Origin of the sequence: Silanimonas sp. (genome assembly GCF_044377035.1) — a bacterium.
Lineage (GTDB): Bacteria > Pseudomonadota > Gammaproteobacteria > Xanthomonadales > Xanthomonadaceae > Silanimonas.
In genome coordinates this window covers 127,538-148,459 of the sequence record NZ_JBILJW010000007.1, presented here as the reverse complement: position 1 = coordinate 148,459, position 20,922 = coordinate 127,538, and the positions used below count along the sequence as shown (strand labels likewise).

The window sequence follows — 20,922 nt, the reverse complement described above, 5'->3', positions numbered from 1 at the left end:
TGCTCATGCGCCGCTGCCCATCGGATTGAGCACGGCCGCGAGCGCCGCCTGCAGGCGCGAATCCGTGCGTGCGTCGATGCGCACGCCGTCGCCATGGATGCGCACGTCGCCGCGCGCCAGCTGCGCGTCGGTGATGACGCGGGCATCCGGCCACTGCGGCAACCAGGGCTGCAGCACCTTGGCGTCCTCGGGATGCACGCGCAGTTCGATGTCGCGCTGGCCGGGGCCGACCGCATCGATGGCGGTGCGCACCAGCTGCGCCAGAAGCTCCGGATCGGCCTCGTAGGCGCGGCCGATCAGCGCACCGGCAATGCGCACGGCCATCTGCCCGAGCGCTGCATGCACCTCGTCATCGAGGCGCCCGAGCGGCCGTGCCATGGCTTCGACGACGCCTTCGATCTGCGCGACCAGCTTGCGCACCTCGGCCTCGCCGGTCTTCATGCCTTCGCGGCGACCGGCCTCGAAACCTTCCTTGCGCGCGGACTCTTCGATGCGCTGCAGCTCGTCGATCGAAGGCGGCTTGGGCGGCGGCGGCGCGTCGAGCGCCGGCACGCGCCAGAGGGCGGCGGCGTCGCTCACACGAACTCCTCTTTCGCACCGCCGAGGCTGATGGTGCCTTCGTCAGCAAGACGCCGGACGATGGCGAGGATTTCCTTCTGAGCGCCCTCGACATCGCTGAGCTTGACCGGGCCGCGATCGTCCATGTCCTCCTTGAGGATGGCGGCGGCGCGCTGCGACATGTTCTTGAGCACCTTCTCCTTGACCTCGGGCGAGCCGCCGCGCAGGGCCAGCGGCAGGCGGTCGCCGGGCACTTCGCGCAGGATGGCCTGCATCGACTTGTCGTCGACGCCGGCGAGGTCGTCGAACACGAACATCAGGTCCTGGATCTGGTCCGACAGCGCCTGGTCGACCTTGCCGATGGCGCCGAGGATGATCTGGTCCTGGCCGGTCTCGACGAAGTTGAGGATGTTCGCCGCGGTCTTGATGCCGCCGATGGTGGTGGCCTTGCTGTTCTGCGAACCCGCGAACTGCTTCTCCATCACCTCGTTCAGCTCGTTCAACGCTACGGGCGGCACGTTGTCGAGCGTGGCCACGCGCAGCACCACGTCGGCACGAACGCGCTCGGGGAAACTCTTCAGCGTCTCGGCAGCCTGGTCGGGCTCGAGGTGTGACATGACGATCGCCATGATCTGCGGATGCTCGTTGCGGATCAGGTCGGCGATCGCGCGCGGGTCCATCCACTTCAGCATCTCCATGCCGGAGCTGTTGCGCCCGAGCAGGATGCGGTCGATGACGCTGCCGGCCTTGTCCTCGCCGAGGGCCTGCACCAGCACCTTGCGCACGTAGTCATCGGCACCGACGCCGACCGACGTCTGCTTGTCGAGCGCCGTGGCGAACTCGCCGACCACGGCCTCGATCTGCTCGCGCGAGACGGCACCGACGCCGGCCATGGCCTGGCCGACCTTCTGCACTTCCTTCGCCGACATGTGCTTGAGCACCTCGGCGGCTTCGACCTCGCCGAGCGAAAGCATCAGGATCGCGGCCTTCTCGACGCCGCTGAATTCGCTCTTCTTGTCAGGCATCGTTCGCCATCCATTCCTTCACGACCTGGGCGACGCGGCGCGGATCCTCTTTGACGGCATTGCGCGCGTACTCGATCTTGCCTTCGATGCTGGTCGGCGGCGCGAATCCGGCGCCGGCCTGCCCGGGCAGCGCGAGCGCCGTGCCGGGAGCCCCCGGCGGCAGCGCAGCCTGCCCCGCGGCACCGGCGCTGCCGGGCAGCAGCGGGGTGCCATCGGCAGCATACGCCGGGCTGTTCTCGTCGGCGTTACGGACGGGAACGGCCAGCAGCTGCTTCATCGCCGGGCGGATGACCATGAAGATCAGCAGCAGCACCAGCAGCGCGCCGATGGCGATGCGGCCGATCTGCCACACCAGCGGGTTCTCCCAGATCGGGGTCGCGATGTCCTCGAGCGGCTCGGGCACGACGAAGGGCGCGTTCACCACGGTGACGACGTCGCCGCGCTGCTCATTGAAGCCGACGGCCTGCTTCACCAGCGCCTCGATGCGGCCGATCTCATCGGCGCTGAGCGCACGGAACGGCGCGGGCTCGCCCTCGGGGGCTTCTTCGCCTTCCGCCAACGGGGCCGGCACGTTCGGCACGTTGTCGAGCACGACGGCGACGGTGATGCGCTTCACGCGGCCCACCGGCTGGCGGGTGTGGGTGAGGGTGCGGTCGAGTTCGAAGTTGCGCGTGCGGCTGCTCGCCGCCTCGCTCGCGCCGCCATCGACCGGCGCGGCATTGCCGGCGGCCGCAGTGGCATCGGCCGCGCCGGTCGCGGGGTCGGCGGCGGGGTCCGCCGGAGCGGCCGCATCGGGGCCCGGCGGCGTGTTGCTGGTGGCGCCCGGCACGCCGCGGTCGGCGGCCTCGGCACGGCGCTCCTCGCTCACCTGCTCGCTGCGCAGCTGGCCGGATTCCGGCGTGTAGATCTCGCGCGCTTCCTCGACGGTGGCGAAGTCCATGTCGATCGCCACTTCGCTGCGTACGCGGCCCACGCCGACCAGGGGTTCGATCAGGCTAGCGACCTTCGCCGACAGCGAGGATTCCTTCTCGCGCGTCAGGGCGAACTGCTCCGCGCTGATGGCGTTTGCGGAATCCGGGGCGTCGCGGGTGAGCAGGCGGCCGGATTCATCGACGACGGTGACGCGATCCGGCGTGAGGTTCGGGATGCCGTTGGCGACGAGATGCTGGATGGCCTGCACTTCGTCGGGCTTCATGAAGCGGCCGGGCAGCAGGCCGATCACCACCGAGGCGGCCGCCGGCTGCTGCTGGCGCGTGAATGCCGAAGGCCGCGGCAGGGCGAGGTGCACGCGCGCCTCGCGGATCGGCCGCAGCTGCTTGATGGTCTTGGCGAGCTCGCTTTCGAGCGCGCGCTGGTAGCGTGCGGTTTCGACGAACTGGCTGACGCCGAAGCCGGGATCGCGCTCGATCAGGGCCATGCCGGGGCCATCACTGCCGCTCAGGCCCGCGGTGGCCAGCGCCATGCGCGCGTCCTGCAGGCGCTCACCGGGCACCTGCACGTCGCCAGTGGCGGCATTGATCTCGACGGGGATCTGCGCGCCGCGCAGGGCATCGGCGAACTCGGCGGCGGTGGCCGCATCGACGCCGCTCTGCACCGTGACGAGCGCCGGCTTCTGCAACCAGAAGAAGGCCCACAACCCGCCGGCGATCGCCAGCGTGAGCAGGCCCATCGTCCACAGCTGGCGCATCAGGCCGGCCTGGCCGATCTGGGCGATCAGGCCGGGCGGGGGCGATGGGGATTGCGGGACGACAACGGCATTCATGGGTTCGGTCCGTGCCTTACAGCGGCATGTTCATAACGTCTTGGTAGGACTGCACCAACCGGTTGCGCACCTCGACCGTGGCCCGGAAGGCGACGCTCGAGGCCTGGGCGGCCACCATCACGCGGGCGAGGTCGGCTTTCGGATCGCCGCGCTCGAAGGCGGCCTGCAGGTCGCGGGTTTCGGCCTGCAGGCTGTTCACTTTCTTCAGGGCGTTGCCGAGGGCGTCGCCGAAGCTCGGCGCACCGACCCCGGCGGCTCCGCCGGCGCCAGCGGGCGCATTCGTTCCCCCGACGCCGCCGACACCACCGACACCGCCAGCGGCACCCAGGCCGCCGCCCGGCAGGGCTTGGCCCACCTGGCTCTGGTAGCTGCGGATCTGGCTCAGGACGGAGGAGATGGCGTCGGACATGGGAGCGGGCGTCGGGCCACGGACGGTCAGGTGCCGGGAAGGGTGCAAGCCCCGTGCCATGGCCCGGGGCGGCCCACCGGCGGGTTTCCGCCGCATGCGACCATGCGCGCATGGATGCGTTCGCCCAGCCCCCCGTCGTCGATGCCGCGCTGGCGACGCTCACCCGCACGCTGGGCACCCTCGAGGGCTGGTTGACGTCGCCGTGGCTGGGCCTGGCCTGGCTCGGCTACGTGCTGGTGCTCGCCGCCTGGATCATCCGCCAGCGTCGCGAGCCGGTGGCGACCCTCGCCTGGCTGCTGGCCCTGGCTTGGCTGCCCGTCCTCGGCTGGGCCGTTTACTGGTGGCTGGGCCCGCAGCGCATCCACCGGCGCAAGCTGAAGCGCCTGCGCGCCCGGCTGGCGCTGGCGGCAGCGCGCCTCCCGCCCTGCGGCGACCCCTCTGAGGAAGGCCAGGAACGGCTGATCGAGGCGGCCACCGGCCACGCGCCCACCCGCGCCACGTCCATCGACCTGCTGACCGGGGGCGAACGCACCTTCGACGCGCTGTTCGAGGCCATCGAGGCGGCCCGCGAGTCGGTGCACCTCGAGTACTACATCTACGAGCCGGACAGCGTCGGCACCCGCCTTCGCGACCTGTTGGCGGAACGGGCCCGCGCCGGCGTGCAGGTGCGCCTGCTCATCGACGGCCTCGGCTCACGGAAGTGTTCACCGCGCTTCCTGCAGCCGCTGCGCGAGGCCGGCGCCGAGGTGGCGTGGTTCCACCCGCTGAAGCTTGGCCACGTGCTGTGGCGCCCCACGCTGAACCTGCGCACGCACCGCAAGATCGCCGTCATCGACGGCCGCACCGGCTTCACCGGCGGCGTGAACATCAGCGACACCCAGAGCGAGCGCGCGTCCGCCGCCGCCTTCCACGACCTGCACCTGCGGATGGAAGGCGAAGTGGTGCGCGCGCTGCAGCTGGCCTTCGCGGAGGACTGGCACTACGCCACCGGCCGCACGTTCAGCGAAGCCATGCACTGGCCGCCCTTGCCGATCGGCGACGTGCGCTGCCAGCTCGTGCCGTCCGGGCCCGACAACCCGCTGGCCCCGATCCACCGCGTGCACGTCGAAGCCCTGCACAACGCCAAGCGCCGCGTCTGGCTGATGACGCCCTACTTCGTTCCGGATGCCGCCGTGCTGCTGGCGCTGACGTCCGCCGCGCTCAGCGGCCTCGACGTGCGCCTGCTGCTTCCGCGCCGCAACGACAACCGCCTGGTGCGCGCGGCCGCGCGCAGCTTCTACCCGGAGCTGCTCGAAGCCGGCGTGCGCGTGTTCGAATTCCAGCCGCGCATGCTGCACGGCAAGGCCCTGCTGGTGGACGACGAGATCGCCCTGATCGGCAGCGCCAACGTCGACCCGCGCAGCTTCTGGCTGAACTTCGAGCTGTCGGTGCTGGCCCGCGATGCCCGCGTCGCGGCGCGGCTGGCGGCGCGGATCTCGGAAGACCTCGAGCAATCGAAGGAAGTGCCGCGCGGCTGGCAGCCGTCCGGCCTGCAGGCCTACACCGACAGCGCCGCGCGACTGCTCGCCCCACTGCTCTGAGGGCGAAGGGCATCGGCGGCGCGCGCTAGACTCGGCGCCGAATCCCCTCGGAGCGCCGACGATGGCGTGGTTGATCCTGCTGGCCGCCCTGGCCTGTTTCGCGATGGCGGTGCTGCTGCCGGTCGGCACCGGCGTGGTGCTGCTGCTCCTGCTTGCCGCGCTGGCCTTGCTGCTGCTCGGCACCACGCGCCTGCTGCGCGATCGCGCCGAGGCCACGGGCCGCGCGCAGTCGCGGATGCTGGACGACGCCGAAATTCAGCGCGTGCGCGAGGCGCTCGACGCGCGGCGGCAGGCGTCCGAGCAGTAAACGACGCGATCCCAGTCGCGATCCCATTTCTTCCGCCAGTCGAAGGGGCGCTGGCACACCGGACAGACCTTGCTCGGCCGGGCCGGGCGGCGCGACTCACGTGTCGGCACAGACCACCCGGTTGCGGCCCTGGCGCTTGGCCTCGTAAAGCGCTTGGTCGGCGCTCCGCATCAGCGAGGAAGGCACGTCCGTCGCGCTGGGCCAGGCCACCGCCACGCCGACGCTCACCGTGACCCCCGTACGGGCGCGCTCCACCGCGTCGCGCAGCAGCTCCGCACGACGCGCCGCGGCTTCCAGCGTCGCGCCCGGAAGCAGGAGGGTGAATTCCTCGCCGCCGTAGCGGGCGAGGATTTCCACCGGCACGCTCAGGTCCGTGCGCAGCAACGCCGCCACTTCGATGAGCACGCGGTCGCCCTCGAGGTGGCCGTGGTGGTCGTTGTAGCGCTTGAAGTGGTCGACATCGATCATCAGCGCCGCCAGCGGCAGGCCCTGCTCGGCGCAGCGCGCCCACTCGCGGCCCAATGCCTGCTTGAGGGCGCGCCGGTTGTGGGTGCCGGTCAGCGGGTCTTCCACGGCCATTTCGGCGAGGCGCACGTTGGCGCGCTCTAGCTCCAGCGTGCGGTCGGCGATGCGCTGCTCGAGCTGGCGGTTCTGCCCCTCGACTCGGCGCACGCGGCGCCGTCCAATCACCCGAGACACCCACACCGCCAGCCCGACGAGCGCCAGCAACAGCAGGCCGCGCAACACCGGTTCCTCGAACCAGCGTGGCATCACCAGCAGCCGCACGCGCAAGGGCTCGATCCGTCGGCCGCTCGGGAGCTGGCCTTCCACTTCGAAGAGATATTCGCCCGGATCGAGGCCGCGGATGGTCAGGTCGCGGTCGGACCAGTCCGAAACGGTCGGAGCGATCTGCGAGAGGCGGTAGCGGAACCGCGCGCCGGACTCGAGCGTGCCGAGGGTGAAGCGCAGGCGCAGCGGTTGGCCGGAGAGGATCGTCAGGCTGTCGCGTTCGATCTCCCCGGCGCGCAGCTCGCCATCGTCGCCCTGCACAAGCAGCTGGTCGAAGCCCACCGCCAGGTCGGGCATGGGCAGCACGGGTCCCTCGGGGGCGTACTGCAGCACGCCGTTCCACACCGGCACACGCAATACGCCACCACGGCTCACGCGCGGTGGGCCGAATCCGGTGCTCGACCAGCCGCCGATCTGCACGCGTTCCCATGCCATCGTCGACGCCGGACGGCGCATCAGGTCGCGCGGTGTGTACGCGAAAAGGCCCATGGTCGTCTCGATCACGCTGAGCTTGCCGGGCTGCACGAGTTCGGCGATCCACTCCGGTGTCTCGGAGAATTCGAAGCGCGCGCCAGCGGGATCGAAACGATAGGTCGCGCCCTTGGCCCAGGCACTCATTTCGCCGTCGATGAAGAACAGCTTGGGGCGATCCTCGCCGTCGATCGGAAGGCCTTGTTCCTCACCGAAGGCATCGGCGGCCACGCGCTCGCGGGCGACGAGATCGAGTCGCCAACGCTGCGGTGGACCGCGGTCGTCGCTCAGCCAGAACTCGCCCTCGGCGGTCTGGATCACGTCGATGATCGCCATGCCCTGCAGCGGCCAGCGGGCGGCGATCGTCCAAGCGCCCTCATCGAAAGCCAGCAGGAAGAACTCCCTGTCCGTGTAGGTGATCGCCAGATCGGTGTGGTTACGGACGAGCTGCGGGGTATAGACCGTTTCTCCCGCATGCAGGGTGCGCGGCTCGCGCGACCCCGGCTTCAGCTCGATCAGGCCCTCGCGATGGCCCACCAGCATTGCGCGCTCGTCCGCCATGAGGCCATAGCCCTCAAGCTGCACGAAGGGCATGCGCTCGGAACGCACGCTGCCGGCGCCATCGTCGGTCATGCGGAACAGGCCGCGGGCCGTGGTGATCCACAGCGCGCCGTCGAACTCCGTCGTGTCACTCACCAGGCCGCGCACGCCATGGCTGGCGTCGAGGATCGACCAGGCCGACGGCATGCTGAGTCGCACAATCTCGGTGTCGGTGACGGCCCACAACGTCCCCTCGCTGTCGCGCGCCAGATCCGCGACCGACTGGTCGGCGATCTTCACGCGCTGACGCAAGCGCATGCCCGCATCCACCACGATCACCTCGCCATCGAGCGTCGAGAACGCGAAGCCCCCGCCATCCAGCGGCACCGTGACGTAGACGGACAATTCGCCATCAGGCCAGGCGAGGGCGCGCTCCACGCCGCTGTCGTCGAGGCGCCACACGCCGTCGCCGGCGACGACGAAGCGGCTGCCGCCCCAACCCACGATGTTGGACACCGGCATGCGCCGGAAGGCTTCGCCACCCGGCACCAGTTGCAGCTTGCCGTCGCGCAGCCAGCCGAGGCCGCGATCCTGGATGCGCGCGTAGAGGTCGCCGCCGAAGGCGATGACGCTGCGCATGTCCGGGCCCATCGGCCAGCTTCGCGTCGGCGCGCCGTTCGCCGGCATCAGGTGCAGGAAGTTCTGCGACTGCACGTAGATGCCCTCGGGCGTCTGCAGCATCTCCCAGACCGGGCCGAGGCGGCGGTCGGCTTCCGGCAAACCGCTGCTGGCGAGCAGGTCGACGTAGCGATAGCCGCGGACCGGGTCGAGTTCGAGGCGGCCGTAGGTGTCGTTGCCACCCACCATGATGGTCCCGTCCGGAAGACGTCGCACGAGGGTGGCATTAACGCCGATCGGCAGCGGCACCGTCGTCCATTCCGCACCGTCGTGCACGAGCACGCCGTCCTGCGAAGCGACGTAAATCTTTCCGGGCGCGGCTGCCACCGACCACAGCGAGGGCGCGGCCCGGTACTGATCGGGGCCAATGCGCTGGCTGATCGGCACGCCGGCCAGCCCCGAGGCCTGCACGAGCGCCGACGCCGCCAGCGCGAACGCCGACACGAGGAGGGTGTACCAACGCAGCGGAGGCCGGAGGGTCATCCCCGCATTATGGCCTCCATGCGGCGCGGCGCGCGGGTGGGCTTGCCCTCGGACTGAGGCGACGGGCACGCTTCGAGGCTCAAGAAGGCCCGCCATGACCCTGCTCAGCGTCAACGTCAACAAGATCGCGGTGCTGCGCAACTCGCGCGGTGGCCGACTGCCAGCTCCGGTGGACGAAGCCCTGCGCTGCGTCGCCGCCGGCGCCCGCGGCATCACCGTGCATCCGCGCCCGGACCGCCGCCACATCACCGCGGAGGACGTCGCCGCCATCGCGGCCGCATTGCCGGCCGGCGTGGAGTTCAACATCGAGGGCAACCCGTTCGCGCCGCCGCGCGAGGGCTACCCCGGTCTGCTCGCGCTGGCTCGCGCCACCCGGCCCGCCCAGGTCACCTTCGTCCCCGATGGCGACGGCCAGATCACCTCGGACCACGGCTTCGACTCGACAGCGCTGCCGGTGACGATGGCCGCGCAGATCGCCGCGTTCAAGGCGGTGGGCTGCCGGGTGTCGCTGTTCGTCGACGCTGGCGAGGTGCATTTTGAAAGCCTGCGCGCCGCCGGTGCCGATCGCATCGAGCTTTACACCGGCCCGTATGCGGAAGCGCATGAGGGGGCGCACGGGAGTGCGGCGAAGGGAAATGGCGAAGCCGCTGGCCGAGCCTTCAGCGATGCCTTGGCCGCCTGCCGGCGAAGCGCCGAGGCGGCGCAGGCGATCGGCCTCGGCGTCAATGCCGGCCACGACCTTTCGCAAGCCAATCTCGGCGCCTTCCTCGCCGGCGTGCCCGGGGTGCTCGAAGTCTCCATCGGCCATGCCTTGATCGCCGAGGCGCTGGTCGACGGGCTCGCCGAGACCGTGCGCCGCTACCGGGCCATCACCGGCGGCTGAGGCACCAACCGCGCCTTCGATGTCCGGAAACGACAACGCCGCCCGAAGGCGGCGTTGCGTTGGGCGAAGGCCGGCGCCGGGCCGGCATCGCCCGGATTACTGCGCGACCTGGTCGACGAACGCGATCTTTTCCATCTGCGCGTTCTTGGCGCGGGCGAGCACTTTCGCCAGCACCTCGTACTCGGCTTCGGCATCGACCTCGATCTCGAGCTTCGGCTGCTCTTCCGGCTTCAGCACCTGGGTGCGCACCTGCGTGATGTCGGCGAACTGGTCTTCCAGTGTCGCCATCGGAGCCGGCGTGCCGTTGATCAGGATGTCACCCGACGACAGGATCTGCAGCTTGACCGGATCCGGCGGCGGCGTGGCCGGCGGCGGCGGCGGATCGCGCATGCGCTGCGGCAGCGTGACGTTGATCTGCGAGGCCGGCGTCGGCGCCGTCACCATGAAGATGATCAGCAGCACGAGCAGGATGTCGATCAGCGGCACCACGTTCATGTCGGACTTGGGGCCGGAACCGCCCCCTGCGGAAAACGCCATGGTTCAGTTCCCCGATTCCGGTTCGGACACGAAGTTGATCGAACGCATGCCGGCCACGCGAACGCGGGTGGTGACGTCCTGGATCAACGCATACTTGGTTTCGCTGTCGGCGCGCAGCAGCACGTCCGGCTGCGGCTCCTTCTGCGCCTCGACGGCGAGGCGGGTGTCCAGCATCTCCTTGCCGGCCAGGGCCTCGTCGGCCCAGAAGATCGTGCCGTCCTCGCGGACGGAGAGCGTGATCGGCGGCACCTTGGGCGCCGGCGGACGTGCGTCCACCGTCGCTTTCGGCAGCTCCACTTTCACGTTCTCGGAAACCGAGGCCGTGACCATGAAGATGATCAGCAGCACCAGCATCACGTCGACGAGCGGGACGACGTTCGGTTCGGTGAAACCGCCGTCCGTGTCAGAACTGAAGGCCATAGAGGATCTCCGCGGAGAGGGGGGTCAGCCCCTCAGCGCTTGTCGCCGCCCACGCGGGCGCCGGTGGCGAAGAAGTCGTGCAGGTCGTGCGCGAACGCGTCGAACTGGCCGATCAGCTTGCGATTGTTGCGGTTGAAGTAGTTGAACGCGATCACCGCCGGGATGGCGACGAACAGACCGATGAAGGTCATGATCAGCGCCTCACCGACCGGACCGGCGACAGCCTTGATCGAGCTCTCGCCCGAAGCCGACAGGCCGACGAGGGCCATCAGGATGCCCCACACGGTGCCGAGCAGGCCGACGAACGGCGCGATGGCGCCCGTCGTGGCGAGCCAGCTCTGGCCGTCTTCGAGCGAACCCGACTCGCGGGCCACGGCCTGGCGCAGGGCGCGGTCAATGAACTCCGAACGGTTCAGGGCTTCCGACAGGCGGCCTTCCGACTTCTGGTGGTGGGCGGCGGCCTGGGCGCAGTCGAGGGCGATCTTCGAGAACGGCTCCCAACCCGGCTGCTCTTCCATGAAGCGGATGGCTTCCTGGGCGTTGCTGGTCTGCCAGAACGCGGAGGTGACGGCGCCGGCACGGCCGTTGATGCGGGCGTACTTGATGGCCTTCATGATCGTGTAGTACCAGGCGACCATCGACATGATCACCAGGGCGGCGAACACCGACCAGTTGACGACGCCCATGTGGGCCATGGCGTTCTGCACGCTGAAATCAGCGACGTCCTGCTGCACCGTCTGGGCGGTGCCTGCGGCGGGCGCGGTCAGCGCCACGTTGGTCGCGACCGGGGCCGCCGCCGGAGCAGCAGCAGCGTCCGTCGCCGGCGCGGTGTTGGTGTTGTCCTGCAGCATGAGTGGATACCTTCGGTTGGATTAGCAGGGAGGAGTGAAATTGACTGGCACCAGGACGGCGCCACCGACCGCCTGGCCATTGCGCAGGCCGGCGTTGAAGCGCCAGCGGCGTGCGGCTTCGACCGCGGAGCGATCGAGGTTGCGGCTACGGCTGGACTTCTCGACGGCCACGTCCTGGACGGCACCGGCCGCGTCGATGATGACGCGCAGCATGACCTCGCCACCGATACAGCGGCGGGCCTCCTGCGGCGGGTAGCGCGGCGGGTTCAGGCGACGGCCCGAGATGTCCTCGGACGGCGCGAAATCCGCGGGCGGCGCGGGCGGCGCGGGCGGCGACGGCGGCGGGGCCTCGACGTCCAGCGCATTGGCGTCGTCGAACACGACCGGCGGTTCTTCCGGCGGCGGCGGGACCGGCGTCGGGGTGACCGGGGTCTGCACGATCTTCTGTACGACCTTCGGCGGTTCCGGCGGCGGCGGCGGCGGCGGCGGGGGCGGGGGCGGCGGTTCGATGAAGTTCACGTTGACCACGCGTTCTTCTTCTTCCTCGGCCGCAGCATTGTTGATCGGCACGAGCAGCGCCAGACCACCCGCGGCGTGCAGGGCGATGGCGAAGGCGATACCGATCGTCCGCGGCCAGCTGAACGGCGCGGGGACTTTGGTGCCGTAGATTCGATTGTCCGTCATGCGTTGGACCGGCTTGGATGGGACCCCGCGCTGGGCGGGTCAATAATAGTAAGGGATCGAAGCGACGCTGGATACCGCCTGAAGGCGGGCAAAACGTGAAGGGCTCAGCGGAGCTGCGAAAGCATGCGATTGGCCTGCTCGCGCGTCTCGGGGTACTTCGCGGCTTCCTGCAGCGCAGCACGGACGGCCGGGCGGTTGTCGAGCTCATTCTCCGAGCGCGCGATCACCATCCATGCCTCGCCGGGCTTGGCCACGCCCTTGGCAAGGGCGGCCTTGGCGGCGTCGCGGGCTTCCGCGTCACGTGCTTCACTGGAAAGCACCTTGGCGTAGTTCAGGGCCGTCTCGCCCTTCGGGTCGAGTGCCGCGCCTTCCTTGTAGGTGTTGATGGCGAGTTCCATGTCCTCGGCGAAGTACGCCGCCTGGGCCAGCGCGTTCAGCGTCGGCAGGTCACGGCTGAGGATGCCCTTCGACAGGCCCTCGTTGATGACGGCGATGACTTCCTTCTCCTTGCCGTCGATATTGAAGTACAGCGCGTAGAGGTTCTGGTAGTCGCGCGCTTCCGTCAGCAGGCCGCGGCTGCGCGCGCCTTCGATGGTGGCGATGGCCTTGTCCGCCTGCTCGAGGTCGATGTATGAGGAGGCGAGGGCCAGGATCAGGCGCTTGTCGTCCGGCTGCAGGGCGACGAGGCGCTCAAGGGCCTGGGCCGCTTCCGCCGGCTGCTCGGATTCGGTGTGCGCCGAAGCGAGCAGGCGCAGCCACTCCGGCTTGGGCGTCGGCGTCAGGGCGATGGTGCGCTTCAGCGCCTCGATGGCCTGCGGGTACTGCTCGGACTCGTAGTAGGCGCCGGCAAGCGCGAAGTGGAAGTCCGGGTTGGTGGTCTTGGTTTCCTCGATCAGCCGCGCGAAGAGCGGGATGGCCTTGTCGGACTGCTCGTTCGACAGGTAGGTGATCGCGAGGTTCTGCATCGTGCCGTAGTGCTGCTCGTTGTCGAGCCCGTTCTCGGCGATCGCGCGCTCCATGTAGGCGATGCTCGCGGGGATGTCGTCGAGCTCGCCGGCGGCGCTGCCCGCCACCTGGGCGGCCACCGACTTCTCGTAGGCGTTGGCGCGTTCGTTGGCCAGCACCGCCTCGGCCAGTTCACGCGCCTTGGCCGGATCGCCCTTCTCGTTCAGCGCCGCGATCATGTCGTTGAGCTGGCGCTGCAGGCCGCGCGAGACCTTGCCTTCCTCGACGACGCGGGTGGCATCCGGGAAGAACTTGGCCGGGGCCTCTTCGGCGCCACGGTCGCGGTCGCGCGCGTCGCGCGGCATCTGCGCATCCACCGGCATCGCCGCGAACGCAGCGGTGAGGACGGCGATGCCAAGCAGGACGGTACGGGTGGCGGCCATTGAAAACTCCGGGCGCGGAAGCAAGGCTGGCGAGGGTAATGCCTAGGGTGCCGCAGGCTCAAGGGAACCCGGCGTGAATCGTGGCGTGCGTCGCCGCGCTGTCACCGCGAACAAACACGACGTTAACGAATCGGCGCCACCGCACGGTGGCGTATCGGCCTCAGCCCGTGGTCGGGAAGTTCGCCACGGCGAAGGCCACGCGCTCGGCCGGGTCCTTCGACAGCGTCCCGGCCGCCTGCAGGGCTTCGATTTTCTCGAGGCGCGGCTGCAGGCCGTTGGCGTTCGCCATCTGGATGGCGAGGCCGGGGCGCGCGTTCAACTCGAGGATCATCGGTCCGTGGTCCTTGTCGAGCACGAAATCGACACCGATGTAGCCGAGGCCGGAGAGCTCGTAGCAGCGTGCCGCCATGTGCAGCAGGTCGTCCCAGCGCGGGATCTTCAGGCCGACGATGCTGTGCTCGGTGTCGGGATGGTCGCGGATGATCTCGGAGCCCCAGACGCCGCGCTTGGTGACGCCGGTCGGCAGGTCGATGCCGACGCCGATGGCGCCCTGGTGCAGGTTAGCCTTGCCGTCCGAAAGGCGCGTGGGCAGGCGGATCATCGCCATCACCGGGTAGCCGAGGAAGACGATGATGCGGACGTCCGGCACGCCCTTGAAGCTGACGCGCTCAAAGATCGGGTCGAACTGCACGCAGTACTCGACCAGCAGGTGGTCGGGCTGGCCGCCGAGTGAGAAGAGGCCGGACAGTCCGTTCGAGAGGTGGTGCTCGAACTCCTCGCGATTCATCAGCGAACCGTTGGCCCGACGGTACTTGTCGCCGCGGCGGCCGTGGATGACGAGGATGCCGTCGCCGCCGGAGCCATGCGCCGGCTTCACGACGAAGCTCTCGCGGTTCTTGATCTTCTCGTGCAGTTCGGCGATTTCGTGCTCTTCCCGAACCACGGCGTAAAGCTCGGGCACCGGGAGCCCGGCATCGATGGCCAGCTTCTTGGTGATCAGCTTGTCGTCGACCCGCGGGTAGAACTTGCGTGGGTTGTGCATCAGCACGTAGTGGGCGTTGCGTTGGCCGATGCCGATCAGCCCGATCTTGCGCAGGCGGCGCGCGATCTCGATGGGGTTCCAGAGCGCCATGGCTCAGGCCTTCGGGGCGTCGCCGCCGGCCGGGGCCGGAGCAGGCGTCGGCGCGATGGGATCGGCCTCGCGAGCCAGGGCGCGGAAGCGGAACAGCTCCATCAAGCGGTAGCCGGAGTAGCGGCCGAGCAGCAGCGCGGCGGCGAACAGGTACAGCAGGAACTCCGGGTACACGTAGATCAGGTGTTCGAGGCGGTCCCAACTCATCACCAGGTAGGCCAGCGCGGCGACGATGATCGTACCCACGCCTTCCTTGATGGCGGTGCCGGCGCCGCGCTCGTCCCAGGCCACCGACATGCGCTCAATGGTCATGGCCATGATGACCATCGGGAACAGGGCGACGGAGAGGCCGACCTCGAGGTCGAGGCGGTTGGCGATGACCGAGATCAGCGCCATCAGCAGCACGACGAGGATCAGGATGGCGGTGAGGCGCGGCACCAGCAGCAGGCGCAATCGCTCCAGGTAGAAGCGCACCAGCAGGCCGGCGCCGACCACGAGGACGAACAGGGTGATGCCCGCGACCAGGGCCGTCTCGCGGAAGGCGAGGGCCACCAGCACCGGCATGAAGGTGCCGTAGGTCTTGATGCCGATGATGTTGCGCAGGATCAGCATCATGAAGGCGCCGATCGGCACGAGCAGCAGGACCTTGTAGACCTCCTGCGCCTGCAGCGGCAGGGAGAGCAGGGACCAGCGGATGTAGTTGGCGTCCTGAACCTCGAGGCGGCGCTGCGCCATCGCCATCGCGTCGGCGAGGTTGTAGCTGACGGTGTACATCAGCGAGGGCGTGGCGTCGCTGTCCATCGCCAGCAGCGGCTCAGGCGAGACGTTCCAGAGCAGCAGGTCCTTCGGCAGGCCTTCCGCGGCAGTGCGCGGGTCGAGCAGGCGCCACTCGGTACCGGTGTGGACCAGCAGCCAGGTCTCGATGCGCGCCGTGCCCTCGACGCCGCCTTCCGGCAAGCGCAGCGCGTGCACGAGGCGCGCCGGGATGGTGCGGATGGCGAGCAGGTCGACGAGGAAGCGGGTGCGCAGTTCCTCGTCGATGCCGGCACCGGCATCGGCGCGGGCGTAGCGGTCGAGCAGCAGCTGCGCGCCCTCGTCCGGGGATTCGTTGAGGCGACGGATCAGTTCGCGCGAGAACGTGGTGACGTCCGCAGAGCGCTCGCGGACCTCGTCCAGCAGCTCCTGGGCCGCGGCGGCATAGGGCTCCTCGAGCTCGGGCGGCGTGAGCAGCTCGGGCTGAAGGTCGGGAAGCAGGGTCTCGTCTTTCAGCTGCGAGCGGACGACGGTGGCGCGGTAGTAGAGGTCCTGCTCGCCGACGGCGTTGCGCGTGGCCCACTGCACTTCGCGGCCCTGCGGCTCGCGCTCGGGGATCTTGGAGTAGCCACGGGCGACGAAGCGCTCGTCGAGGACGATCCAACCCGGCGTGAGGAAGGGCAGCTGCAGGGTGAGCGCGTTGGCACGTCGCTGCGGCTGGTATTCGACATGGGCCTGCACCGACCACACCTGCACCGACTCGTCCGGCTGCAGCGGGAACTTCAGCACCTGCCATTTGTAGACGATGGCCGAAGTGGCCAGGGCGATGATGGCGAAGGCGAGAAGGTAGAGGTGGCGCTTGCTCATTCGGCGTTCCGAGGCAAAGGTCCGCACCACCGGAGGGCGCGGCAGAGCGGCAGTGTAACCGAGTGCCCGAAGGCCGCCGACGGTGTCAGCGGCTGCCGATCGCCAGCGTCGCGATGCCGAGGGCGTTGATGATCGCGTGGCCGAGGATCGGGGCCTCGATGCGCCCGGTTCGCAGGTAGAGCTGCCCGAGGACGCCGCCGATCGCGGCATAGGGCACAAGCATCAGCAGCCACACCAGCAGGTCGCGTTCTCCGGGCAGGGGCTGGTGGAGCAGCGCGAACAGCGTGCTGCTCAGCACCAGGCCGAGCAGGGGCCGGCCGGCTTGGGCGAAGCGATGAAGGCAGACGCGGCGGAACAGGAGCTCCTCGCCAACCGGTGCGGCGATCACCACCATCAGTGCCGTGAGCAAAGGGCTGGCGTTGTACGCGCTGAGAACGGGATCGATGTTCGTGCCCATGACCTGCAGGCCGAAAAGGCCCACGAGGTGGTAGTAGCCGAAAGCAAGCGCTTGGATGGCGACCGCCGCGAGCACGATCGTGGCGAACAAGCCTCCCGTCCACGGGCGCGGTGCGGAAGGAAGGCGACGACGGTGCAGAAGCCACAGCGTCACGCCCGCGCCCAGGGTGGCAAGCAGCGCAAGCGGGATGAGGATCGCCGGCATACCAGCAATACCGGGCCCCGGGGGGCCCACGTCGACGCCGGCGGTGCGCAAGCCACCCAGCATCAAGCCGATGATCAGGCTGCCGGCAAACACCACGGTGACAGCGATGACGGCGTCGAGAAGCGTCGCGCCGGATAGGCGCCAGAGCGAGGCGGACGTCGGGCGGGGCTCGTCCAACGGCGCCGACGGCTGGCCTGCGTGATCGGGCGCGGCAGCCATCAGACGTCGAGGTTGCCGACTTTCAGCGCGTTGTCCTCGATGAAGGCGCGGCGCGGTTCCACCACGTCGCCCATCAGGGTCGAGAAGATGGTGTCAGCGGCGATCGCGTCTTCGATGCGCACCTGCAGCAGGCGGCGCGTTTCCGGGTTCACCGTGGTGTCCCAGAGCTGCTCGGGGTTCATTTCACCGAGGCCCTTGAAGCGCTGGATGGTGCGGCCCTTCTTGGCTTCCTCGAGCAGCCAATGCTGCGCTGCGGCGAAATCGCGCAGCGGCAGCGACTTGCCACCACGGCTGACGGTTGCACCGTCACCCAGGGCGAGTTCGGCGAGCTTGGCCGCGGTGTCGGTGAGGGCCTTCAACTCGCCGTGCAGCAGCTGCGCGGCGGCGATGGTCTGGCGGCTCGACAGGCCGTGGTGCTGCTTGTCGACATGGATGGCGCCGGGCGTGTCACCCGCCTCGGCCTGCGCGCTCAGCACGTAGCGCGGCTTGCCGAGGCCGGACGCTTTCAGCTTCGCGTTTTGTGCATCGCACCATGCGGCCAGCTTCGCGGCATCGGCGAAGGTCTCGGCCGTCAGCGGCTCGGCCTGGTAGATGGTCTCGAGCACCGCGCCGTCGACGCGATGGCGGTGGCGTTCCACGGTCTCCTGCGCGGCGGCCACGGCCTGCATCAGCGCCTCGAGCGCGGTGTCGCGCACCGGCGGTGCGCCGGCCGCCGGAACCAGCTCGGCGTTCTCGATGGCATTGGAGATCAGGTACGCGCTGAGGGCGTGATCGTCCTTGATGTAGAGCTCGGTCTTGCCCTGCTTGATCTTGTAGAGCGGCGGCAGCCCGATGTAGATGTGGCCGCGCTCGATGAGCTCCGGCATCTGCCGGTAGAAGAAGGTCAGCAGCAGCGTCCGGATGTGCGAACCGTCCACGTCGGCGTCGGTCATCAGGATGATGCGGTGGTAGCGCAGCTTGTCCGGGTTGTACTCGTCCTTGCCGATGCCGGTGCCGAGCGCCGTGATCAGCGTGCCGACTTCCGCCGAGCCCAGCATGCGGTCGAAGCGCGCGCGCTCGACGTTGAGGATCTTGCCCTTCAGCGGGAGGATCGCCTGGGTCTTGCGGTTGCGGCCCTGCTTCGCCGAGCCACCCGCCGAGTCACCCTCGACGATGAAGAGTTCGGACAGCGCCGGGTCCTTTTCCTGGCAGTCGGCCAGCTTGCCCGGCAGGCCGGCGATGTCGAGCGCGCCCTTGCGACGCGTCAGGTCGCGGGCCTTGCGCGCCGCTTCGCGCGCGCGCGCGGCATCGACGATCTTGCCGGTGATGGCGCGCGCTTCGTGGGGGTTTTCCTGCAGGAACTCGTCGAGCTTCGCGGCGAAAATGGCATCGACGACCGGGCGCACGGCCTCGGTGACCAGCTTTTCCTTGGTCTGCGACGAGAAGCCCGGGTCCGGCACCTTCACCGAGAGCACGGCGATCATGCCCTCGCGCATGTCGTCGCCCGACATCGCGATCTTGGCCTGCTTGGCGATGCCGCTCTTCTCGATGTAGCGGGTGAGGGTGCGGGTCAGGGCCGAGCGGAAGCCCGTCAGGTGCGTGCCGCCGTCCTTCTGCGGGATGTTGTTGGTGAAGCAGTAGATCGTCTCGTGGTACGCGTCGCTCCACTGCACGGCGCAGTCGACCACGATGCCGTCCTGCTCGCCGCTGATCGAAATGACGCTGGGGTGCAGCGGGGTCTTCAGCTGGGCGAGATGCTCGACGAAGCTGCGGATGCCGCCTTCGTACTCGAACAGGTCGCGCTTGCCCTCGGGACGCTCGTCGACGAGCTCGATCCGGACCCCGGAGTTCAGGAAGGACAGCTCGCGCAGACGGCGCGCGAGGATGTCGTAGTGGAACTCGGTGTTCTGGTTGAACGCCGTGACCGACGGCCAGAAGCGGACCTCGGTGCCGCGCTTCTCCGAGGGCTCCAGCTGCTTCAGCGGGTACACGGGCTCGCCGTGACGGTACTCCTGCTGGTAGTGGTGGCCTTCGCGCCAGATGTCGAGCAGCAGCTTCTCGGACAGCGCATTGACGACGGACACGCCGACGCCGTGCAGGCCGCCCGAGACCTTGTAGCTGTTGTCGTCGAACTTGCCGCCGGCGTGCAGGACGGTCATCACCACCTCGGCGGCGGAGATGTCGCGCCCCTGCTTCTCGCTTTCCTTGGCGTGGCGGCCGACGGGGATGCCGCGGCCGTTGTCGGACACCGACACCGAGCCGTCCTCGTGGATCGTGACCAGCACCATGTTCGCGTGGCCGGCCAAGGCCTCGTCGACCGAGTTGTCGACGACCTCGAACACCATGTGGTGCAGGCCGGACCCGTCGTTGACGTTGCCGATGTACATGCCCGGACGCTTGCGGACGGCCTCCAGGCCTTCCAGGGCGGTAATGCTGTTGGCGTCGTAGGTCGGGGTGGCCGGGGTGCTGGGGGTCTGTTCCGTCATGCTCTGCGGCTGCGTTGCGGGCGGCCGATGGCGGTGTAGCCAACGGACGCCGAGAAGAGGCCAGCCGGGTGCCCATGGAGCAGGGCAGGGCGTCGGCAGCGGCGCGGGCGTGGACCCGGGACGGCCGGCGCAGGGCCGGGCTGGAACCGCTCGATTATAGGCGTTCCCGGGGGGTGAAGGCGGCTGGTGTTCCACGTGGAACCCGTGATCCTCCGGGGTGTCCGCTCGCCGTACCGCGGGGCACCCAAGGCACCCCTCAGGAGCCGATATCGGTCTCGATCTGCCCGCCGTGTTCCACGTGGAACAAACCCCAGTCCGGCGTTCGTTCGGCCAAATCTGGGTCCCATCGGGTACCGCTCACCAAGGTCTGGCACCCGGTGACACCCACCCACTCCAGCACCGCGGCCTGCCGACCTGGGTCCAGCTCCGCCTGAAGATCATCGAGGAGCAGTAGGCTCCGCTCGCCCGACCAACCGCGAAGGGCCTCGGCTTGGGAAAGCACCAGCGCCAAGGCCACCAACTTGGACTGACCCCGCGACAACTGGCCGGGATCCACGCCGCAGGGCTGCCCGAGGTCGACGTCGGCGCGCTGCGGACCGATGGTCGTATAGCCCAACTCCCGATCGCGAGACCGGTTGAGGAGGAGCAAGTCCGTCAGCATCGCCTCCGACTGCCGCCAACCCGGTCGCAGCTGCAGCTCCGGCGGTTGTAGTCCCAGGGCCAGGGTGGGCCAGACGCGATCGAGCCCGGGTTGCCACAGTCCCAAGGCCGTCGCCCGCTGGGCGGCCAGGCCTTCCGCCATCAAGCCCATCTCGCGTTCCCAGGGGTCGAACTCCGCATCCGGGGCTCCGGAACGAAGCAGGGTATTCCGCTGCTTCAGGGCTCGCCCGTAGCGCCGGGCCAGCTCCGCAAAGCGTGGTTCCACGTGGAACGCCAGCCAATCCAGAGCCCGGCGCCGCTCTTCGGCCGGCCCGGTCACCACTTGCGAGGACTCGGGATGGAAACAAAGAACAGGAAACGGGGCGGCCAGCTCGCTCAGGCTAGCCACCGAAGCGCCATCCAGCCGCGCCTCCCAGCGGTCTCCCGCGTGGCGGAGCCCGGACACCCGACTCCGGCCCGCATCGTCGGTCCAGCGCGCCACCACCTCCAGCGCCGCCTCACCCTGCTGCACCAGCCCATCGGCCACACGACCCCGGAAGCTGCGCCCGAACCCCAACAAGCAGAGGGCCTCGAGCACGCTGGTCTTTCCGGCGCCATTCGGCCCCACCAGCCACGCACCAGCGCTGGGCAACGCCAACGAGACCGAGCGCAGGCAGCGGAGGCCGCGGATCTCGACCGAATCAACGCGCACGATCCGCCCTCAGCCGACTGAAGGTCTGGCCGATGGCCCGCGGACGCAACGAACGACGCCCCACAGCACGACGCCCGGAAGAACCGGGCGTCGGGGCGTTCTCCGCGGC

General features: G+C 69.2%; 19 protein-coding genes. 3 read left to right on the top strand and 16 right to left on the bottom strand.

Annotated features, from left to right (window positions below; genetic code table 11):
- Positions 1-3: 3 nt before the first annotated feature.
- From ACIQ6S_RS05835 to fliE, 4 genes are read right to left on the bottom strand one after another with little or no spacing between them, the layout of a single operon-like run.
- Positions 4-579, bottom strand: a complete 576-nt coding sequence (locus ACIQ6S_RS05835) for a FliH/SctL family protein (protein ID WP_397607530.1) — start codon at positions 577-579, stop codon at positions 4-6.
- Positions 576-1,583: a flagellar motor switch protein FliG gene (fliG, locus tag ACIQ6S_RS05830; RefSeq protein ID WP_397572254.1), complete on the bottom strand. Its 1,008-nt coding sequence runs from the start codon at positions 1,581-1,583 to the stop codon at positions 576-578. Before fliG ends, ACIQ6S_RS05835 begins: the two co-directional genes overlap by 4 nt.
- On the bottom strand, positions 1,576-3,345 hold the full coding sequence (gene fliF / locus ACIQ6S_RS05825) for a flagellar basal-body MS-ring/collar protein FliF (protein ID WP_397607529.1): 1,770 nt from the start codon (positions 3,343-3,345) through the stop codon (positions 1,576-1,578). Before fliF ends, fliG begins: the two co-directional genes overlap by 8 nt.
- A 16-nt stretch (positions 3,346-3,361) precedes the next feature.
- Entirely contained in the window at positions 3,362-3,754 is a 393-nt protein-coding gene (gene fliE, locus ACIQ6S_RS05820) for a flagellar hook-basal body complex protein FliE (RefSeq protein WP_397607528.1), read from the bottom strand.
- Positions 3,755-3,864: 110 nt separating this feature from the next.
- Here fliE and cls point away from each other — a divergent pair, with 110 nt between their 5' ends.
- Both cls and ACIQ6S_RS05810 read left to right on the top strand, forming a co-directional pair.
- The gene (gene cls / locus ACIQ6S_RS05815) at positions 3,865-5,334 is read left to right on the top strand and encodes a cardiolipin synthase (RefSeq protein ID WP_397607527.1); all 1,470 of its coding nucleotides are present in this window, start codon (positions 3,865-3,867) and stop codon (positions 5,332-5,334) included.
- Between the two features lie 61 nt (positions 5,335-5,395).
- Positions 5,396-5,641 carry a hypothetical protein gene (locus tag ACIQ6S_RS05810; protein WP_397572251.1) on the top strand — a complete coding sequence of 82 codons (246 nt, stop codon included), beginning with the start codon at positions 5,396-5,398 and terminating at the stop codon, positions 5,639-5,641.
- On the opposite strand, the gene ACIQ6S_RS05805 is transcribed toward ACIQ6S_RS05810, so the two are convergent.
- A complete protein-coding gene (locus tag ACIQ6S_RS05805; RefSeq protein ID WP_397607526.1) occupies positions 5,590-5,700 on the bottom strand; it encodes a DUF2256 domain-containing protein in 111 nt (36 codons plus the stop codon). The two genes, ACIQ6S_RS05810 and ACIQ6S_RS05805, sit on opposite strands and share 52 nt — an antisense overlap.
- Positions 5,701-5,737: 37 nt before the next feature.
- Positions 5,738-8,602 (bottom strand): diguanylate cyclase, encoded by a 2,865-nt coding sequence (locus ACIQ6S_RS05800; RefSeq protein ID WP_397607525.1) that lies wholly within the window; start codon positions 8,600-8,602, stop codon positions 5,738-5,740.
- 94 nt (positions 8,603-8,696) lie between these two features.
- Between ACIQ6S_RS05800 and ACIQ6S_RS05795 the strand changes: the two genes are divergently transcribed.
- The gene (locus tag ACIQ6S_RS05795) at positions 8,697-9,485 is read left to right on the top strand and encodes a pyridoxine 5'-phosphate synthase (RefSeq protein WP_397607524.1); all 789 of its coding nucleotides are present in this window, start codon (positions 8,697-8,699) and stop codon (positions 9,483-9,485) included.
- Between the two features lie 96 nt (positions 9,486-9,581).
- Here ACIQ6S_RS05795 and ACIQ6S_RS05790 read toward each other — a convergent pair whose 3' ends face one another.
- The 10 genes from ACIQ6S_RS05790 to recF form a co-directional block, all read right to left on the bottom strand.
- Positions 9,582-10,022, bottom strand: a complete 441-nt coding sequence (locus ACIQ6S_RS05790; protein ID WP_397607523.1) for an ExbD/TolR family protein — start codon at positions 10,020-10,022, stop codon at positions 9,582-9,584.
- A 3-nt stretch (positions 10,023-10,025) separates the two neighbouring features.
- Complete coding sequence (locus tag ACIQ6S_RS05785) at positions 10,026-10,442, bottom strand: biopolymer transporter ExbD (RefSeq protein ID WP_297865588.1); 417 nt, start codon at positions 10,440-10,442, stop codon at positions 10,026-10,028.
- A 32-nt stretch (positions 10,443-10,474) separates the two neighbouring features.
- Positions 10,475-11,137 (bottom strand): MotA/TolQ/ExbB proton channel family protein, encoded by a 663-nt coding sequence (locus tag ACIQ6S_RS05780; protein ID WP_397607539.1) that lies wholly within the window; start codon positions 11,135-11,137, stop codon positions 10,475-10,477.
- A 177-nt stretch (positions 11,138-11,314) separates the two neighbouring features.
- Positions 11,315-11,977 (bottom strand): energy transducer TonB, encoded by a 663-nt coding sequence (locus ACIQ6S_RS05775; protein ID WP_297865587.1) that lies wholly within the window; start codon positions 11,975-11,977, stop codon positions 11,315-11,317.
- Between the two features lie 104 nt (positions 11,978-12,081).
- A complete protein-coding gene (locus tag ACIQ6S_RS05770) occupies positions 12,082-13,365 on the bottom strand; it encodes a tetratricopeptide repeat protein (RefSeq protein ID WP_297865586.1) in 1,284 nt (427 codons plus the stop codon).
- Between the two features lie 160 nt (positions 13,366-13,525).
- Entirely contained in the window at positions 13,526-14,497 is a 972-nt protein-coding gene (locus ACIQ6S_RS05765) for an alpha-L-glutamate ligase-like protein (protein WP_397607522.1), read from the bottom strand.
- A gap of 3 nt (positions 14,498-14,500) precedes the next feature.
- Positions 14,501-16,117 carry a UUP1 family membrane protein gene (locus ACIQ6S_RS05760; RefSeq protein ID WP_397607521.1) on the bottom strand — a complete coding sequence of 539 codons (1,617 nt, stop codon included), beginning with the start codon at positions 16,115-16,117 and terminating at the stop codon, positions 14,501-14,503.
- 85 nt (positions 16,118-16,202) lie between these two features.
- On the bottom strand, positions 16,203-16,997 hold the full coding sequence (locus ACIQ6S_RS05755) for a lysostaphin resistance A-like protein (protein ID WP_397607520.1): 795 nt from the start codon (positions 16,995-16,997) through the stop codon (positions 16,203-16,205).
- Entirely contained in the window at positions 16,997-19,462 is a 2,466-nt protein-coding gene (gene gyrB / locus ACIQ6S_RS05750) for a DNA topoisomerase (ATP-hydrolyzing) subunit B (RefSeq protein ID WP_397572241.1), read from the bottom strand. The genes ACIQ6S_RS05755 and gyrB overlap by 1 nt, the downstream gene beginning before the upstream one ends.
- Positions 19,463-19,718: 256 nt before the next feature.
- A complete protein-coding gene (recF, locus tag ACIQ6S_RS05745) occupies positions 19,719-20,813 on the bottom strand; it encodes a DNA replication/repair protein RecF (RefSeq protein WP_397607519.1) in 1,095 nt (364 codons plus the stop codon).
- Positions 20,814-20,922: the final 109 nt, after the last annotated feature.

Bases quoted from the DNA above. Each gene is read 5' to 3' on its own strand.
- ACIQ6S_RS05810 (WP_397572251.1), top strand. From the start codon at position 5,396: ATGGCGTGGTTGATCCTGCTGGCCGCCCTGGCCTGTTTCGCGATGGCG.
- ACIQ6S_RS05775 (WP_297865587.1), bottom strand. From the start codon at position 11,977: ATGACGGACAATCGAATCTACGGCACCAAAGTCCCCGCGCCGTTCAGC.
- ACIQ6S_RS05760 (WP_397607521.1), bottom strand. From the start codon at position 16,117: ATGAGCAAGCGCCACCTCTACCTTCTCGCCTTCGCCATCATCGCCCTG.
- ACIQ6S_RS05765 (WP_397607522.1), bottom strand. From the start codon at position 14,497: ATGGCGCTCTGGAACCCCATCGAGATCGCGCGCCGCCTGCGCAAGATC.
- cls (WP_397607527.1), top strand. From the start codon at position 3,865: ATGGATGCGTTCGCCCAGCCCCCCGTCGTCGATGCCGCGCTGGCGACG.
- ACIQ6S_RS05755 (WP_397607520.1), bottom strand. From the start codon at position 16,997: ATGGCTGCCGCGCCCGATCACGCAGGCCAGCCGTCGGCGCCGTTGGAC.
- ACIQ6S_RS05770 (WP_297865586.1), bottom strand. From the start codon at position 13,365: ATGGCCGCCACCCGTACCGTCCTGCTTGGCATCGCCGTCCTCACCGCT.
- fliG (WP_397572254.1), bottom strand. From the start codon at position 1,583: ATGCCTGACAAGAAGAGCGAATTCAGCGGCGTCGAGAAGGCCGCGATC.
- ACIQ6S_RS05780 (WP_397607539.1), bottom strand. From the start codon at position 11,137: ATGGCCCACATGGGCGTCGTCAACTGGTCGGTGTTCGCCGCCCTGGTG.
- gyrB (WP_397572241.1), bottom strand. From the start codon at position 19,462: ATGACGGAACAGACCCCCAGCACCCCGGCCACCCCGACCTACGACGCC.
- ACIQ6S_RS05795 (WP_397607524.1), top strand. From the start codon at position 8,697: ATGACCCTGCTCAGCGTCAACGTCAACAAGATCGCGGTGCTGCGCAAC.
- ACIQ6S_RS05790 (WP_397607523.1), bottom strand. From the start codon at position 10,022: ATGGCGTTTTCCGCAGGGGGCGGTTCCGGCCCCAAGTCCGACATGAAC.
- fliF (WP_397607529.1), bottom strand. From the start codon at position 3,345: ATGAATGCCGTTGTCGTCCCGCAATCCCCATCGCCCCCGCCCGGCCTG.
- fliE (WP_397607528.1), bottom strand. From the start codon at position 3,754: ATGTCCGACGCCATCTCCTCCGTCCTGAGCCAGATCCGCAGCTACCAG.
- ACIQ6S_RS05785 (WP_297865588.1), bottom strand. From the start codon at position 10,442: ATGGCCTTCAGTTCTGACACGGACGGCGGTTTCACCGAACCGAACGTC.
- ACIQ6S_RS05800 (WP_397607525.1), bottom strand. From the start codon at position 8,602: ATGACCCTCCGGCCTCCGCTGCGTTGGTACACCCTCCTCGTGTCGGCG.